This is a genomic window from Pseudoalteromonas ruthenica (assembly GCF_008808095.1).
In the GTDB taxonomy this organism is placed as follows: domain Bacteria; phylum Pseudomonadota; class Gammaproteobacteria; order Enterobacterales; family Alteromonadaceae; genus Pseudoalteromonas; species Pseudoalteromonas ruthenica.
Map to the genome: position 1 here is coordinate 318,781 of NZ_CP023396.1, position 14,267 is coordinate 333,047.

Here is a 14,267-nt window from a genome sequence, read left to right on the forward strand (position 1 = left end):
TCTAGTAACTTATTAAGCAATAATTATTGGGGGGCGGAATAAATTAGACGCGTGTTTAGCACGAATTGAGGTGTCAATGGGCGAATCGACTTTAGTAGAGAAGTTAATTGCAGCGGCATTAACCGCAGAAGACTGTCCAACAAATAAAACAGAACTGCCGGAGCAATGTCGAATGGTTATATCAGCACAGCACGAGTTGTGCTCTTGCTCTCCATTCTCACAATCTCTTGCGTCCGCTTCTTGCATCGTGCTGTGCTGCATTTGCCCGTTATCATGGCACACGTGAACGTCTGCCGTTTGCGCAAACGACATCAGCACTAATAGCACTGCCATTAATAACGAAAGTAGAACTCGCACGAGCACCCTGTTTTTGCAATTTAATAACGCCAGCTTAACGTCATTTTAGAGCGTGTCAAGTAAGGGGTAGAGAGTGATGAGTCACGAAATTTTCTCCGGTATGGGCTTTCCATTGATGCTGATTGCAGGCGCTATTGTTTCCGCATGGCGCATCTACTAACGAGTTGAGCACTCTGGTACATTGAGTTATTGGTTGCCTTCCCTATTGCAAATATCATCCATATTTACTTTGTCTCTCTCGCCAAAGTGACAAATATAGTTTTCTATCTCTGGTTGGGAGCCCTAATGTATTTGATACTACACTTATACAAAATACGGTCCTCTATATAGCTATTTTCTACTCATTTACGCGAGCTAAAAATATTTGTAAAGAGGTTTCTAGTTTTTCATCAATTATAAAATAATAAGCTGTCGGGCATAGGCGGTGCCGCATCTAAGCACCGCGATTTAAGAAACCCTGATCAGTATTGGTCGGGGTTTTTTTATTGCCTGCAGCATAATGCAAGGCGTAATCTCACGCTTATACAGTCTATGTATCTTACTCGTGTTGAGGACTTTGACGTCCAACAGTTAATAGCTCTTCTTTAAGTGACTCATCGGTTATTGCACGAGAGACAGCGACGGTAGCGATCATCATAAGCGCTTGATGAATAGCGGCTGTGCGCGTCAGACCAGTATTTTCGAGTTTAGTGAGGGTATTATTCAGCACTGCAGTGTAAGTTGCCCTGACTTGCTCATCTCGGTGGCTGATATCACTCACTAAAAACGCTAATGGGCACCCAGCATGTTCAGCATTGACGTGTTCATCTGCTAAGTAAAACTGGCGAATGTCTTCAGCGTCATAGCTATCATTGACTTGGTTAGCCCTTAACTTTGCGGCATGAATGAGGGCTTTGCTATATAACTCTGATTTCGATTTAAAGTGACTGTAAAAAGCTCCACGGGTGAGTTGAGCTGCACCCATAACATCGTCAATAGCCACTTTATCGTATCCATGCTGGCTAAAGAGATTAGCCGCACTAGTAAGGATTCTATTTTTAGAATTTTTCTTGTGCTCAGGGTGCCAAGCCATGATATTCCCTATATTTAAAATATGTTCTTGGACATATTGTCGCTTTTTTTATGCTCAAGCAACAGTGTCAAGAATAGGAATACGAACAGTGAATAAAGTACATATTATTGGCTTACCTTTTAGTACTTATACCCGCAGTGTCCAGCTTTTTTGTGAGCTAATAGGGGTTAATTACACGCTAGCGATGTCGCATGCTGACAAAGCTATAGAGATGCACGATAAGCATCACCGCAAACTACACCCGATGGCAAAAATTCCTATTTTAATAGACGGTGATACGCATCTTTGTGAGACAACAGCGATTTTACATTACCTAAACGACAGTTATGCCAGTGGGGAGTTCTTGAATCTCGACCCTATTGGCAGAGCCCATCAGTTAGAACGTATGAGCTTATTAAGTCATTATGTTAACAACGCCTTGATTCGAGATTATGCCTTAGAGTTAGCCTTACCGAAGGGGAAGGGCGGGGAAGTTCGTGTGCAGTGGATGATGGAAAATAAAAGTGCAGCACTTGATGCAGTAAAAATTGTAGAGACCTGGTTAGCTGAAAATCAATTCCTAGCAGGTTCAACTTGGTCTTTGGTTGATATGATGGCATTGCCGTCTCTTTATTATGTAAGCTTACTTCCTCGAGAGCTTGCTTTGCTAACACCGTATTCGCCACTACATCAGTACCTGAATAACGTAAGAAAGCATTCAGGAGCCAAGAAGGTGTTGCAACCGGCCAATATCAATGTCTCAGATAGTCAAAGCGCTAAGCTGGCAAGCCAAGGGTAGTAGATAGGCACTATGATAGGCGAGAGCAACGCACTTAACGCCATGGCTGCCGAGGCATAGGCGGCGCTGGTTTCATTGTCGGCAATAGCGGTGGCGGTGCCAATGGCATGGCAAGCACCGCCGAGGGCCACGCCTTGAGCCCCCTTATGATTGATGCCAGTCAGCTTAAGCGTGTTGAAGCCAACAATAGCACCGACAATACCAATGAGAATGACCATGGATGCGGCAATGCTGCCAAGTCCGCCTAACTGCTCGGTGACAAGTAAGGTGATAGGGGTAGTGACTGCAAGGCTAGCAAGGGAGGCCTGCAATTGTTCGGGTACCCTAAGCAAAGAGGTGATCACAACGGCGGTGGTGGTGGCCGTGATTATTCCGGCAGCCACAGCGATGAACATCAATAAAAGCTGTCGCCTTAACTGGTGGATTTGCTTATAAAGTGGCACTGCTAAAGCAACGACGGCCAACTCCAAAAGATAATCGAAAATTTGTGTGTGAGCGCGATACTCGTTGATGTCGATGTGCCAGGCCGACAAGATAAATACCGAGGCGGCAATAGTGAGCAAGACGGGGTTACATAGTGGTGAGCGTACCTTGGCGTGCAGGGCTCGAAACGCTAAAAATAAGGCCACTGTCATAGGGATAGCCAAATACATCATTGCTCTTTACCCAAACGTTGCATTATCGTCCCGATGATAAACAGGCCAATCAGCGGGACGATTACTAAGCACAACAACAGTGGCAACCAATAGCGGGCGACTAATTCGACATGCTCTATAATGGCAGCGGCTGCGGGCACAAAAAACAGCGGCATATAATTAAGTAAGGGATGAGCACTGCTAGTAAGCCAGTGCAGTTTAACAATGCCTAATTGCAAAGCTAAGAATAGCGCTAGCATGGCACTGAGTGGTGCTGGGAAGCTCACCGAGAAGTAGTCGCTGAGGGCATGGGCTGAGAATAGAAAAGCGCTAATTATAGCAGCACTCAACATGAATCTAGCGCTGTGTTTAATGATCTTTTTACCAGCGCCGACGCGGTTGGTACTCATCGAAGGAATCATCCTTGCGCGAAGCATTTTTAATAGCAATACGGGTATTTTTACACATCAGCAGTTTAATTTGCGAGAAAGTTTCCTTAGCCAATAGTCTACGATGGGGCTGTCGGTAAGCGCTTTGCGTTAACCGTTTGATTGCACTGATGGCATCCGGTGAACGCGCTCTAAAGGTGTCGATGATGTGTGCAGCTCGTTGCTGTAAATTGTTATCAACATAAGATACCAAGCCTAAATTGAGGGCCTGTTGCGCTGTAACAGGCTCTGCAGACATGGCAAGCTGTAAGTAATTGTCGGCACTGAGGATTCCTGGAAGCACTAAGCTTGCCCCCATATCGGGGCATAACCCCCAGCGTGACTCCATGATTGCTAAGCTAGCATCCTCACTGGCGATGCGAATATCAGCACCTAAGGCTATTTGCATCCCGCCACCCCAACATCGCCCTTGTAGTAGAGCAATTACGGGAATGCTTAACGACTGCCACCCCAGCACCACACGTTGAGCGAGGTTTTGGTTGCCTGGCAGCGGTTTAAACAGCAATTTGCAGATATCGGTGGGTTTGCTGATCACACTTTTAACGTCTAGCCCAGTGCAAAAATCCGGCCCTTGTGCTTGAAGTATCACCGCTCGCAAATCACGCTGCTTCTTGATTTGTTTAATCACCCCATCAAGTTGTTTGAACATCTCAAAGTTCAGTGCATTACGTTTACTTTCATTAGCCAAGGTTACATAGGCGACTTGCTTAGCAGTGGTTAGTGTTATCATTATTATCTCCTCTGACCAGTATCAATTTACCTCAACATCTGATTGATGTCATGTTCCCGTTACTAGCACTTGATATACTCTGCTTGCGCAATGCACTGTACTCATTTTTAAATATCGGTATAACTTAAATACAGTGAGTTACAAAATAGTCTATATTTCTCAGGGAACTAGATTTATTTTATGTCAGTCTATTGAGCGCCTATCTGGCCATTGAAAACAACATTGCTAGCGACATAACGATTCTAAGGAGACACGCGATGCATTTATCCCCTTCGGGCCCAAAGTATTTCTATCATTCAGTTTTAGCTGGGCTCTGTTCGTTAGCCTTGGTGGGCTGCTCTGAACCGCAACAACAAAACCAGAGCATGCCAGCGCCGGCGGTGTCTGTTTATGAAGTGGCGATGCAAGAGGTTGGTAATTATCGCGAGTTTGTCGCTCGCACCGAGGCCTTTCAGGAAGCAGATATTCGTGCTCGAGTTGAGGGTGAACTCATTGAGCGGACTTTCCGTGAGGGCGCATATGTAGAAAAAGGCCAAACGCTATTTAAAATTGATGCATCGGAATACACCGCCAGTGTGAGTGAAATTGAAGCGTCCTTAAAAAGTAATCGTGCAGCGGCCTCTCGAGCTGAGCGAGATCTTAAGCGAGGGCGTGAAATTGCCAAAGATGGGTTTATTTCTGAGGCAGACTTAGACAAATTGCAAACGAACTTAGATCAAGCCCAAGCCGCTGTTAAGTCCAGTGAAGCAGCGTTAGAAAAGGCCAAGCTGAACCTCAGTTACACCACTATCGACGCGCCATTTAGTGGCCGCATAGGTAAAGTGAGCTTTGATGTGGGCAATATCGTTAACCCACAATCCGGTGCCTTGGCACAACTAACAGATATCGACCCCATTTATGTTAGTTTTCAAGTAGAGGAATCCGATTACATCAGTTACCAACAGTCGCATCAGCAAACTAATAATAGCCCTGAAGATGTCCCTTTAGACTTAAGCCTGCGCTTACCCAATGATACTGACTTTGAACAGCCGGGTACGCTGGATTTTGCCGACACTAAAATTGACCGTAGCACGGGGACGGTTGAGTTACGTGCCAAATTTGATAACCCCAATGGCATTGTAATGCCGGGCTTGTTTGTGACCTTAGTGGTTGAGAGTCAAGACAAGCAGTCGCAAGCCTTGGTGCCCCAAGCAGCGGTGCAGGAAAATCAACAAGGCAAATTTGTTTTGGTTGTCAAAGATGACAATACAGTGGCGCAGCGTTTGGTGGATTTGGGTCGACGCATCGATGCGATGTGGGTGGTTAAATCAGGTATTGAGCAAGGCGAGCGGGTTATTGTCGAAGGCCTACAAAAAGTGCGCTCAGGGGTGGAAGTAAATCCTGTTGTTAAACAAGTCGACGCCAAAACCGGCACCATCAGTGACCAACAATAAGCGAGTCTAGGATGATCAGTAAAACTTTTATATCCAGGCCCAAACTGGCGCTGGTGATCTCCATTGTTATTACATTGGCTGGGCTTATCTCTTTGACCCAGCTGCCCGTCAATATGTATCCGCAAATCACGCCGCCGCAGGTATCGGTGACCGCGATTTACCCCGGGGCCAGCGCACAGACCATTGAAGAGACAGTTATTCGTCCCATTGAAGAGCAAATTAATGGCGTCGAAGACATGATGTACATCGAGTCCACATCCAGTAACAATGGCTCGGCAACCATCACCGTTTATTTTAATGTCGGTACAGACACCGATATGGCCCAAGTGAATGTGCAAAACAGGGTGGCGTTGGCAGAACCTAGTTTGCCTCAGGAAGTACGCCGTCAGGGGGTAACGGTTAAGAAAAAATCTAGCAACATGTTGATGGGTATAAGTTTGTACTCAGAAGACCCCAACATGGATGCTATGTTCTTAAGTAACTACGCCACTAATTATCTTACTGAGCCACTCGGGCGTATCCCTGGGGTTGCCTCTGCCGAGGTGATGGGTGAGAAAACCTATTCCATGCGTATTTGGTTACGGCCAGATAAAATGGCCTCCCTAGGAGTAACGGTTGCGGAAGTGAAGGCTGCACTGGAGGAGCAAAACACCTTGGTCGCCGCCGGTAAGCTGGGCGCCGCTCCGGCGCTACCCAACCAACAATTCGAATATGCGATTCAAGCTCAGGGGCGGCTTGTCTCTGCCGATGAGTTCGGACAAACCATTGTGCGTGCTAATTTGGACGGTAACTTTGTGCGCCTTAAAGACATCGCGCGCATAGAGCGGGGCTCAAAAAGCTATTCAGGTAGTGCTACTTTCAATCAAAAAGACACCGGTTTTATTGTTATTTATCAGCTCACCGACGCCAATGCCACGGCGGTTGCTGAGCAAGTTAAAAAACGTATGGCGGAACTGTCTAAGCAGTTTCCTGATGGCCTTGAATACAAAGTGCCTTATGACACCACTGAGTTTATTAATCGCTCCATTGATGAGGTGGTTGTAACTCTTTATCAAGCGGTGGCATTGGTCATCTTGGTGGTGTTTCTATTTTTGCAAAATTGGCGTGCCACCTTGGTACCAACTGTGGCGATCCCGGTATCGCTCATTGGTACTTTTGCGGCGATGATGGCGATGGGCTACTCCATTAACCTGATTACGTTATTTGGTTTAGTACTGGCGATCGGCATTGTCGTGGATGATGCCATCATCGTGATAGAAAACGTTGAGCGCATACTCAGAGAGGACAAGCTGCCCATTAAGGAAGCAGTGACCAAAGCCATGGAGCAGGTGAGCGGGCCTATTGTGGCCACAACGTTGGTGCTATTAGCGGTATTTGTACCCGTAGGCTTTATGCCAGGGATCACCGGAGAGTTACACAAGCAATTTTCTGTCACCATTAGCTTTGCTGTACTGATTTCATCAATCAATGCCCTGACACTGAGCCCGGCGCTCTGTAGTTTGTTGTTGTCAGCTGAAAAAATGAAGCCAATAAAATGGTTACGACCTTTTGAAAACGCCATAACCCGCTCCACTAAGAGTTACACCGGTGTGGTTGGATTTATGCTCAAACGAGCAGGGCGGATAGGTATTGTTGTGGTGGCGCTATTTGTTGCTACCGGTTGGTTTGCTACTAATGTACCTACCGGATTTGTGCCCCCAGAAGACCAAGGCTTTGTCTTTGTTGATGTGCAGTTGCCAGATGCCGCCGCGATTAATCGTACCGATGCTGTGGTAAAGAAAATCAGCGATGTGATCATGCAAGACCCAGCCACTGAAGATTTTATTGGCGTCTCCGGGTTCTCTTTACTAGGTGGCGCTGGCTCAAACAACGCGTTGGGCATTATGGTGCTCAAAGACTGGGAGCAGCGAACGGCACCAGATATGGGCTTAAAACAGATTATTACCCGTATCCAAGGGCAGTTATGGGCCATGCCAGATGCCCAGATTATGGTCTTTAATGCACCGCCTATCCCAGGGTTGGGCAATAGCTCGGGGTTTGAGTATCGATTATTGGACTCCGAAGGTAGAGACCCAGCCGAGCTAGCGCAAGTTATGAATGGTTTGATATACGATGCCAACCAACGCCCTGAACTGCAAAATGTATTTAGTACATTCCGCGCCAATGTGCCGCAATACTTTTTAGAGGTCGATCGCAATAAAGCGAAAGCACAAGGGATCACCTTGAGCAATATTTTCTTAACCCTGCAAGCGCAGTTAGGCTCGCTCTATGTGAACGACTTTAATCAGTTTAGCCGCACTTATCAGGTCACCATTCAAGCAGAGGCGCAGTTCCGTGCTGAACCTGCTGATTTACAGCATTACTATGTACGCAATAGTGAGGGAGATATGGTCCCTCTGACGACCATAGCCACGCTGAAGCCTATTCTTGGCCCTACCAGTATGAACCACTTCAATTTATATAGAAGTACCAGTATTACCGGCAGTGCTGCACCTGGTTATTCCAGTGGGGATGCCATTGCGGTCATGAAGGAGCTCTCTGCACAGTTGCCCAATGGCTATATTTTTGATTGGGCAGGGCAAACACGACAAGAAATTTTAGCGGGCGACCTCGCGCCGGTACTCTTCTCATTAGCGGTTCTATTTGTGTTTTTGTTCTTGGTCGCGCAATACGAGAGTTGGACGATTCCGTTTGCGGTCATAGCCGCTGTACCCTTGGCTATTTTTGGGGCCATGGCTACCTTGTTTACGGTGGGAATGACGAACAATATCTACGCCCAAGTCGGCTTTGTACTGCTAATAGGTATGTCGACTAAGACAGCTATCTTGATTGTTGAGTTTGCTATGGAGCAACGCAAGGCGGGACAGAGTATCTTTGATGCCGCGCAGATAGCCGCATCGCAGCGTTTCAGAGCGGTCTTAATGACGGCCTTGTCTTTCGTCCTAGGTGTGTTACCGCTGGTGTTGGCCAGTGGCGCAGGGGCGGCAAGTCGTGTGTCTTTAGGTGTCACAGTGATGTCAGGCATGATTGCCGCAACTGTGTTTGGTACCTTATTTGTACCCCTGTTTTACACCTATATTCAGCATATGCGCGAGGGTGTTAAGAGGCGACTCGGTATTAATAGCTAAAGTATAAAGCAGTGCACTAAGAGCCGGGAATTTCCCGGCTTTTTATTGGTCGCGAGACAATGCACATTCTTATCAAGTTTTGTTATTATCTCCAGAAATAAGCATCAACGGGATCAGCACCATGTCAGGGCCGCGCCTATTCACTGAACAAGAAATAACTCATCATGCCTATGAAGTATTCTTGGAGCTTGCACCTGAGCACTTGTCCGAGCAGGATATCAACGATTTTAACGAGCATCGTGAGGCTCTGGGGTTTATAGAAGAAAGTGCGCCAAGTGAGCAATGGCAAGGGATTGTGGCGATGGAAATCGAGCCGGAGCTTTACAGCGAAGTGAGCATCGGGCTCGAGCTGGAGAATGAAGACTTGGTATTCGCACGGGTTTTGATCAGCCGTGATAAAGATGCGCCATTTTGTCACGTTATTTGGAAAGAGTAAGCACTAACTATGCGTTTTATCGCTCTATTAATTGCTTGTTGGAGTGTAAGTTGTTGGGCCGTTGACCCATTTGAAGACTTTCATGAATACGGACAGTTGACGGATGCAGAAATCCACGAAATTCACCAAGGTGAAATGTTTTACGGCGATGCCGAGTTTGGCTTTATCGTGACTCGAGGTAACACCGATTCAACGAGCTTTAAGCTACGTAGCAATATTTACCAAGATTTCACCCATTGGCGCAATCAGTTCAAATTTGACTCTTTATACCGTCGTGATGTTGATGCTGAAACCGGCGAAGAAACTATTTCGGCGCAACGATTTTTTGGCTCTGCACAAACTAACTACAAAGTAGGCGAAAAAAACGCCTCGTTGTTCTTTTACGCCGATTACGAGGAAGATGAATTCAGTGGTTTGGAGTACAAGGCCACAGTGGCAACGGGCTATGGTAATCGTCTCTACAAAGGGGTGAAAAACACCGTCGACTTTGACATCGGCCCAGGTCTATATCGCTCTGAGGGCAAACCCGCTGAAGAAGGTGAAGAGCCGACTGAAAGTGAAACGGGTTACTTACTGCGCTTGGCTTTACAGTGGGAGCGCACGGTCTCTAAACGTACTCGTTTTAATCAGTTTATCAGTGCTGAGCAGTCACTTTCAGGGCTGAATTCGCGGCTAAAATCAGAAACTTCTTTGATCAGCCAAATTATGGGGCAGTTATCACTTAAATTTGCTTATTTATATCGTTATAACTCCAAACCGGAAGAAGATAAGCGCAATTTCGACTCAGAATTAAGCGCCACTTTCGTCTATAGTTTCAATTAATGTTAGCGCTGCGCTGACACAAAAAGGAATAGTATGTATCAACATAAGCAAACTGCTTGGGCCATTCTCATTATTTTATTGTGGGTGGGTGGCTTTTTGGGATTAGCCTTTTACCTGATGGAAGGGGATGGTCCGATGATGCTGTTTGCGGCCATTTTAGTGATACTGGCATTTTTATTTCATGGCTTAACAGTGCGTGTAGATGAACAGGGTGTGGAATGGTTCTTTGGCCCTGGTATCGCTAAAAAGCGACTCGCATTTGATGAGATTAAATCGGTTGCTGTTGTCAGTAACTCGTTTCGTCATGGGGTGGGCATTCGCATTACTCATGATGGCTGGGTATACAATGCCAGTGGCTTTGCTGCTGTAGCCATCGAGCTGCATGACGGCACATTTTATCGCGTTGGCAGTAATGACGCTGATAATCTGGCTAAGCACATTAGTGCTCACTTACCGGCTCAGGAACAAAGCTAAAAAAAGGCGCTTAAGCGCCTTTTTTAAAGAGTCACAGACAACTATTCGTGGTCGTGATCACATCCCCCTTCGCCATGAACATGGCCATGGGCTAATTCATCAGCAGTGGCATCGCGTACGTCTACAATTTCCACGTCAAACTTTAGGTGAACACCTGCAAGAGGGTGGTTACCGTCAACGATCACATCTTCACCTTGAATATCGACGATAATAACTGTTTGCTCACCGTCATCAGTGGTGGCGCGAAACTGCATGCCTACTTCAATATCCATCCCATCGAACATTGATTTAGGTACAGCCTGCATCAATTGCTCATGACGCTCACCATAGCCATCTTCCGGCGCGATTTCGACACTCAGGGTATCACCTGCTTGTTTACCAATTAGCGCATTTTCTAAGCCTGGGATCAAAAAGCCAGTGCCAACGATAAAGACTAATGGCTCACCATCAAAGGTATTGTCGATGGTGTTATCGGCTTTGTCGACTACGCTGTAGTGCATAGTTACGACTTTCTTCTCGGCTATATTCATAACGTTTCCCAATTATTCTTCAGTGAGTGAGTAAGGGAGTGGCTCAATACTGAACATCACCTCAGGTGCGTGTTTTGCACGAAGTTGACTGTCGAGTTCAAGATCGTTTGGCAACACTGCCAAGCCATAAAGTCTGCCTTGATCAACCGCTTGTGCTATCAAGGTGCCACCGCGACGCCAATTGTCACCGACCTGACGTTCTAAATCCACTGGCTGTACTTGACCCTCTGTGAGCGGTGGCGCTAGTTTGCTGTCTGCTTGCGCAGAGAGTACGAACATCGCGCGTTTGTTTTTACCTAGGTACTTCATGCGCGCGACAGTCTCTTGACCAGTGTAGCAGCCTTTACTAAAGCTGATGCCGCCAAGCGCATGTAAATTAACCATTTGCGGGACGTATTCATCAATTGCGGCAGCACATAAGCTGGGCTCTGCGGCCTTAATTTGCGCGCTCAAAAAAGCCTCGCTTGAGTGCGCGGGTGCTAAGGTGTCGGCATCGGCTACAACAAGGTAACGGTCATCGGCAAGAGTGAGCACCAACCCTTCAGGTAGGTTGGTCGCGGGATTATCAAGGTTGACTCCTAAGTGCGCACCTAGAGCTTGTTTGTCACCTAACACGCCAGATACCTGTTGCGTCATAGAGGTGATTTCAACTTGGCTAAATACCGCATATTTCTTTAGCTCTCGCAGCGCTGCTTCGGCCTCATCGGCGCTACAAATTAATAAATAGCCTTGCTGATAAGCTGCGATGCGAAAGCAGGCCCATAGCTTTCCTTTTGCGCTGCATTGCCCTGCCCACAGCCAAGTGTTTGGCTCAACAAGGTTGATATCTTGTGTGAGTTGTCCTTGCAGGTAAGATTTAGCATCAACACCACTAACGTAGATCGCAACATAATCTGTTGCGTAAACAGTAAATGCAGACATACACGACTCCTTAGGTACGCAAGCTAATGACAAGCGCAAGTGTATCGTAAGCGTCGCAGTGATGACACCCGATAGACGCAAAATAGCTGTGAGTAGCAACAGTTTTTGCTAAACTGCGGCGCAGTAAACCATAAAGAGGTAAACCATGGCGAAGTTAGACAGTAAAGCACGCTTACGTTGGGCGTGTCGCAGAGGCATGCTTGAGCTTGATGTGTTGTTTATGCCCTTTGTTGAAGAGGCGTACGACTCCCTTAATGATGATGACAAGGCGACGTTTCAACGCTTGTTGGCGGCTGATGATCCCGATTTATTTGCTTGGTTTATGGGTCATGAGCAATGTGAAGACGCAGAACTTGCGCGTATGGTTAAAATCATTCTAGACCGCGTACGTGTATAGAGGTGTATTTTCTGCCAATACGGCGAATCACCGGCCATTGTTGGGGCTAGTCGGGCTTATCTACATAATACTCGTGTTTAGTCAGCCGCAATGGTTATGGGCTTTGCTATGTGCAATTGTGCTCATGATCGCGAGTTGGCATGGCTGGCGGGTATATAAGCGTTGCTGGCCGCGCTATGGCATTATTACTATTGATAATCAGCAAGTAGAATTACATGGCCAAGGCATTGAACTCAGTGGCAAGCTATTAAAGGGAACTAAGGTATTCAATGGCCTAGTATGGCTGCATTTGCAAAGTACCTACACCGGCGCCAAGCGGCACGTGTTTATAGCGGATAAGGCGATGGCGCCCGAGCAGTTTCGTGACTTCGCTCGGGCTGTTAACGAAAACCTTAACGACCCAGTGTCGCAGGATTAAGCTCGGTGATATGGCTGTGTGGTAAACGTTCTGGGTAGTCCAAGGTGTAGTGTAGGCCTCGGCTTTCTTTGCGCGCTAAGGCACTGTGGATAATAAGCTCGGCAACTTGGACGAGGTTACGTAGCTCCAATAAGTTATTGCATACTCGGAAATTCGCATAATACTCATGGATCTCTTGTTGCAATAACTCTACTCGACGCAGTGCACGCTCAAGGCGTTTGGTCGAGCGCACAATGCCGACGTAATCCCACATAAATAGCCTGAGCTCATGCCAGTTATGGGTAATGACGACCTCTTCATCGGAGTTAGTGACCCGGCTTTCGTCCCAATCGGGCAGGGTGCTAGGCTCTGCGGGTAACCCCAATTTTGCGACGATGTCCTTGGCTGCAGCTTGGGCAAAGACAATACACTCCAACAACGAGTTGCTAGCCATGCGATTCGCTCCATGCAGACCCGTGTAGGCGACCTCGCCAATGGCATAGAGGTTGTCCAAGTCGGTTTTGCCGTTAAAGTCGGTCATCACACCGCCACAGGTGTAGTGCGCTGCAGGGACTACCGGAATGGGTTCTTTGGTGATATCGATTCCCACACTTAGGCACTTGGCGTAAATGGTGGGGAAGTGCTCGATGATAAATTCTTTATCACGATGAGAGATGTCTAAATAGACGCAATCAGCCCCTAAACGCTTCATTTCAAAATCAATGGCTCTGGCTACGACATCGCGAGGGGCTAGCTCGGCGCGCTCGTCAAATTCCGGCATAAAGCGTGTACCATCTGGGCGCAATAAATAAGCTCCCTCACCGCGCATTGCCTCGGTAATTAAAAAGTTCTGTAATTTTGGATGATACAAGCTTGTGGGATGAAACTGGTTAAACTCCATGTTAGCCACTCGGCAGCCTGCTCGCCACGCCATGGCAATGCCATCGCCACTGGCAACATCAGGATTCGAGGTATACAAATACACCTTACTGGCGCCGCCGGTGGCCAAAGCAATAAAGCGAGCGCTGAGAATTTCTACTTGCTCTTTGGCACGGTTATAAACATACACGCCATGACAATGTTTGCCGTCGCGCCCAAGTTTGGCGTCGGTAATAAGGTCGATGGCGTTGTAATTCTCTAGCAAGGTAATATTAGGGTGTGCTTGCACCCGCTCAATCAGCGTTGTTTGCACTGCTTTACCAGTGGCATCGGCGGCGTGCAGAATACGGCGATGGCTGTGTCCGCCTTCACGAGTTAAATGGTAACGCTCATGACCTTTGTCATCGGTTTCCATATCAAAAGGGACACCTTGCTCTATTAGCCAGCGCATGCAAGCCTTCGCATTCGATGCTGTGTAGTGCACAGCCTCACGATCGCACAGCCCAGCACCCGCTTCTAAGGTGTCTTCAACGTGCGACTCAATGCTGTCGTTTTGCTTGTCGAAAACGGCAGCAATACCGCCTTGGGCGTATAAAGTCGACCCTTCTCGCAGTGCACCTTTACTAATAACCGTAACTTGGCAATGGTTGGCAAGTGACAAGGCCAGTGATAAACCAGCGGCACCGCTACCTATGACGGTAACGTCGCTGTGATGTTGTTTGTTTGGGTTCATGTTATAATGTGGCTTGAGGTTTTTATACCTACGTGGCTCTATATGTATCATATTTACGGGTGTCACACGACTTTAGTTGCTTGCCAATGCAAAAAT

General features: G+C 47.2%; 16 protein-coding genes. 8 read left to right on the forward strand and 8 right to left on the reverse strand.

Annotated features, from left to right (window positions below):
- Window positions 1-12: 12 nt before the first annotated feature.
- Entirely contained in the window at window positions 13-357 is a 345-nt protein-coding gene (locus PRUTH_RS01485; protein WP_257220984.1) for an HYC_CC_PP family protein, read from the reverse strand.
- 538 nt (window positions 358-895) lie between these two features.
- Complete coding sequence (locus PRUTH_RS01490; RefSeq protein WP_151172359.1) at window positions 896-1,429, reverse strand: TetR/AcrR family transcriptional regulator; 534 nt, start codon at window positions 1,427-1,429, stop codon at window positions 896-898.
- Between the two features lie 88 nt (window positions 1,430-1,517).
- Between PRUTH_RS01490 and PRUTH_RS01495 the strand changes: the two genes are divergently transcribed.
- Window positions 1,518-2,207: a glutathione S-transferase family protein gene (locus PRUTH_RS01495; protein ID WP_052698128.1), complete on the forward strand. Its 690-nt coding sequence runs from the start codon at window positions 1,518-1,520 to the stop codon at window positions 2,205-2,207.
- On the opposite strand, the gene PRUTH_RS01500 is transcribed toward PRUTH_RS01495, so the two are convergent.
- From PRUTH_RS01500 to PRUTH_RS01510, 3 genes are read right to left on the reverse strand one after another with little or no spacing between them, the layout of a single operon-like run.
- On the reverse strand, window positions 2,177-2,863 hold the full coding sequence (locus PRUTH_RS01500) for an LrgB family protein (RefSeq protein ID WP_151172361.1): 687 nt from the start codon (window positions 2,861-2,863) through the stop codon (window positions 2,177-2,179). The genes PRUTH_RS01495 and PRUTH_RS01500 overlap by 31 nt on opposite strands.
- Complete coding sequence (locus PRUTH_RS01505) at window positions 2,860-3,252, reverse strand: CidA/LrgA family protein (RefSeq protein ID WP_022944117.1); 393 nt, start codon at window positions 3,250-3,252, stop codon at window positions 2,860-2,862. The genes PRUTH_RS01500 and PRUTH_RS01505 overlap by 4 nt, the downstream gene beginning before the upstream one ends.
- Complete coding sequence (locus PRUTH_RS01510) at window positions 3,224-4,021, reverse strand: crotonase/enoyl-CoA hydratase family protein (protein WP_151172362.1); 798 nt, start codon at window positions 4,019-4,021, stop codon at window positions 3,224-3,226. Before PRUTH_RS01510 ends, PRUTH_RS01505 begins: the two co-directional genes overlap by 29 nt.
- Before the next feature lie 257 nt (window positions 4,022-4,278).
- Between PRUTH_RS01510 and PRUTH_RS01515 the strand changes: the two genes are divergently transcribed.
- The 5 genes from PRUTH_RS01515 to PRUTH_RS01535 all read left to right on the forward strand — a co-directional run bounded on the left by PRUTH_RS01515 (window position 4,279) and on the right by PRUTH_RS01535 (window position 10,314).
- Window positions 4,279-5,454, forward strand: a complete 1,176-nt coding sequence (locus PRUTH_RS01515) for an efflux RND transporter periplasmic adaptor subunit (RefSeq protein ID WP_045978548.1) — start codon at window positions 4,279-4,281, stop codon at window positions 5,452-5,454.
- 11 nt (window positions 5,455-5,465) lie between these two features.
- Window positions 5,466-8,582, forward strand: a complete 3,117-nt coding sequence (locus PRUTH_RS01520; RefSeq protein ID WP_151172363.1) for an efflux RND transporter permease subunit — start codon at window positions 5,466-5,468, stop codon at window positions 8,580-8,582.
- A 121-nt stretch (window positions 8,583-8,703) separates the two neighbouring features.
- The gene (locus tag PRUTH_RS01525; protein WP_151172364.1) at window positions 8,704-9,018 is read left to right on the forward strand and encodes an HI1450 family dsDNA-mimic protein; all 315 of its coding nucleotides are present in this window, start codon (window positions 8,704-8,706) and stop codon (window positions 9,016-9,018) included.
- A 9-nt stretch (window positions 9,019-9,027) separates the two neighbouring features.
- The gene (locus tag PRUTH_RS01530; RefSeq protein WP_045978550.1) at window positions 9,028-9,840 is read left to right on the forward strand and encodes a DUF481 domain-containing protein; all 813 of its coding nucleotides are present in this window, start codon (window positions 9,028-9,030) and stop codon (window positions 9,838-9,840) included.
- A gap of 33 nt (window positions 9,841-9,873) precedes the next feature.
- The gene (locus PRUTH_RS01535) at window positions 9,874-10,314 is read left to right on the forward strand and encodes a hypothetical protein (RefSeq protein ID WP_045978551.1); all 441 of its coding nucleotides are present in this window, start codon (window positions 9,874-9,876) and stop codon (window positions 10,312-10,314) included.
- A gap of 41 nt (window positions 10,315-10,355) precedes the next feature.
- Here the strand turns inward: PRUTH_RS01535 and PRUTH_RS01540 are convergent, their stop codons facing one another.
- The gene (locus PRUTH_RS01540) at window positions 10,356-10,844 is read right to left on the reverse strand and encodes an FKBP-type peptidyl-prolyl cis-trans isomerase (protein ID WP_022944110.1); all 489 of its coding nucleotides are present in this window, start codon (window positions 10,842-10,844) and stop codon (window positions 10,356-10,358) included.
- 12 nt (window positions 10,845-10,856) lie between these two features.
- On the reverse strand, window positions 10,857-11,765 hold the full coding sequence (ygfZ, locus tag PRUTH_RS01545) for a CAF17-like 4Fe-4S cluster assembly/insertion protein YgfZ (RefSeq protein ID WP_151172365.1): 909 nt from the start codon (window positions 11,763-11,765) through the stop codon (window positions 10,857-10,859).
- 145 nt (window positions 11,766-11,910) lie between these two features.
- Between ygfZ and PRUTH_RS01550 the strand changes: the two genes are divergently transcribed.
- Both PRUTH_RS01550 and PRUTH_RS01555 read left to right on the forward strand, forming a co-directional pair.
- Entirely contained in the window at window positions 11,911-12,162 is a 252-nt protein-coding gene (locus PRUTH_RS01550; protein WP_022944108.1) for an FAD assembly factor SdhE, read from the forward strand.
- Window positions 12,155-12,580 carry a protein YgfX gene (locus PRUTH_RS01555; RefSeq protein WP_151172366.1) on the forward strand — a complete coding sequence of 142 codons (426 nt, stop codon included), beginning with the start codon at window positions 12,155-12,157 and terminating at the stop codon, window positions 12,578-12,580. Before PRUTH_RS01550 ends, PRUTH_RS01555 begins: the two co-directional genes overlap by 8 nt.
- Here PRUTH_RS01555 and nadB read toward each other — a convergent pair.
- Window positions 12,555-14,171, reverse strand: a complete 1,617-nt coding sequence (nadB, locus tag PRUTH_RS01560) for an L-aspartate oxidase (RefSeq protein WP_022944106.1) — start codon at window positions 14,169-14,171, stop codon at window positions 12,555-12,557. The genes PRUTH_RS01555 and nadB overlap by 26 nt on opposite strands.
- Window positions 14,172-14,267 lie beyond the last annotated feature (96 nt).

Coding starts and splice junctions, on each gene's coding strand:
- PRUTH_RS01490 (WP_151172359.1), bottom strand. CDS start 1,429: ATGGCTTGGCACCCTGAGCACAAGAAAAATTCTAAAAATAGAATCCTT.
- PRUTH_RS01500 (WP_151172361.1), bottom strand. CDS start 2,863: ATGATGTATTTGGCTATCCCTATGACAGTGGCCTTATTTTTAGCGTTT.
- PRUTH_RS01505 (WP_022944117.1), bottom strand. CDS start 3,252: ATGAGTACCAACCGCGTCGGCGCTGGTAAAAAGATCATTAAACACAGC.
- PRUTH_RS01510 (WP_151172362.1), bottom strand. CDS start 4,021: ATGATAACACTAACCACTGCTAAGCAAGTCGCCTATGTAACCTTGGCT.
- PRUTH_RS01515 (WP_045978548.1), top strand. CDS start 4,279: ATGCATTTATCCCCTTCGGGCCCAAAGTATTTCTATCATTCAGTTTTA.
- PRUTH_RS01520 (WP_151172363.1), top strand. CDS start 5,466: ATGATCAGTAAAACTTTTATATCCAGGCCCAAACTGGCGCTGGTGATC.
- PRUTH_RS01525 (WP_151172364.1), top strand. CDS start 8,704: ATGTCAGGGCCGCGCCTATTCACTGAACAAGAAATAACTCATCATGCC.
- PRUTH_RS01530 (WP_045978550.1), top strand. CDS start 9,028: ATGCGTTTTATCGCTCTATTAATTGCTTGTTGGAGTGTAAGTTGTTGG.
- PRUTH_RS01535 (WP_045978551.1), top strand. CDS start 9,874: ATGTATCAACATAAGCAAACTGCTTGGGCCATTCTCATTATTTTATTG.
- PRUTH_RS01540 (WP_022944110.1), bottom strand. CDS start 10,844: ATGAATATAGCCGAGAAGAAAGTCGTAACTATGCACTACAGCGTAGTC.
- ygfZ (WP_151172365.1), bottom strand. CDS start 11,765: ATGTCTGCATTTACTGTTTACGCAACAGATTATGTTGCGATCTACGTT.
- PRUTH_RS01550 (WP_022944108.1), top strand. CDS start 11,911: ATGGCGAAGTTAGACAGTAAAGCACGCTTACGTTGGGCGTGTCGCAGA.
- nadB (WP_022944106.1), bottom strand. CDS start 14,171: ATGAACCCAAACAAACAACATCACAGCGACGTTACCGTCATAGGTAGC.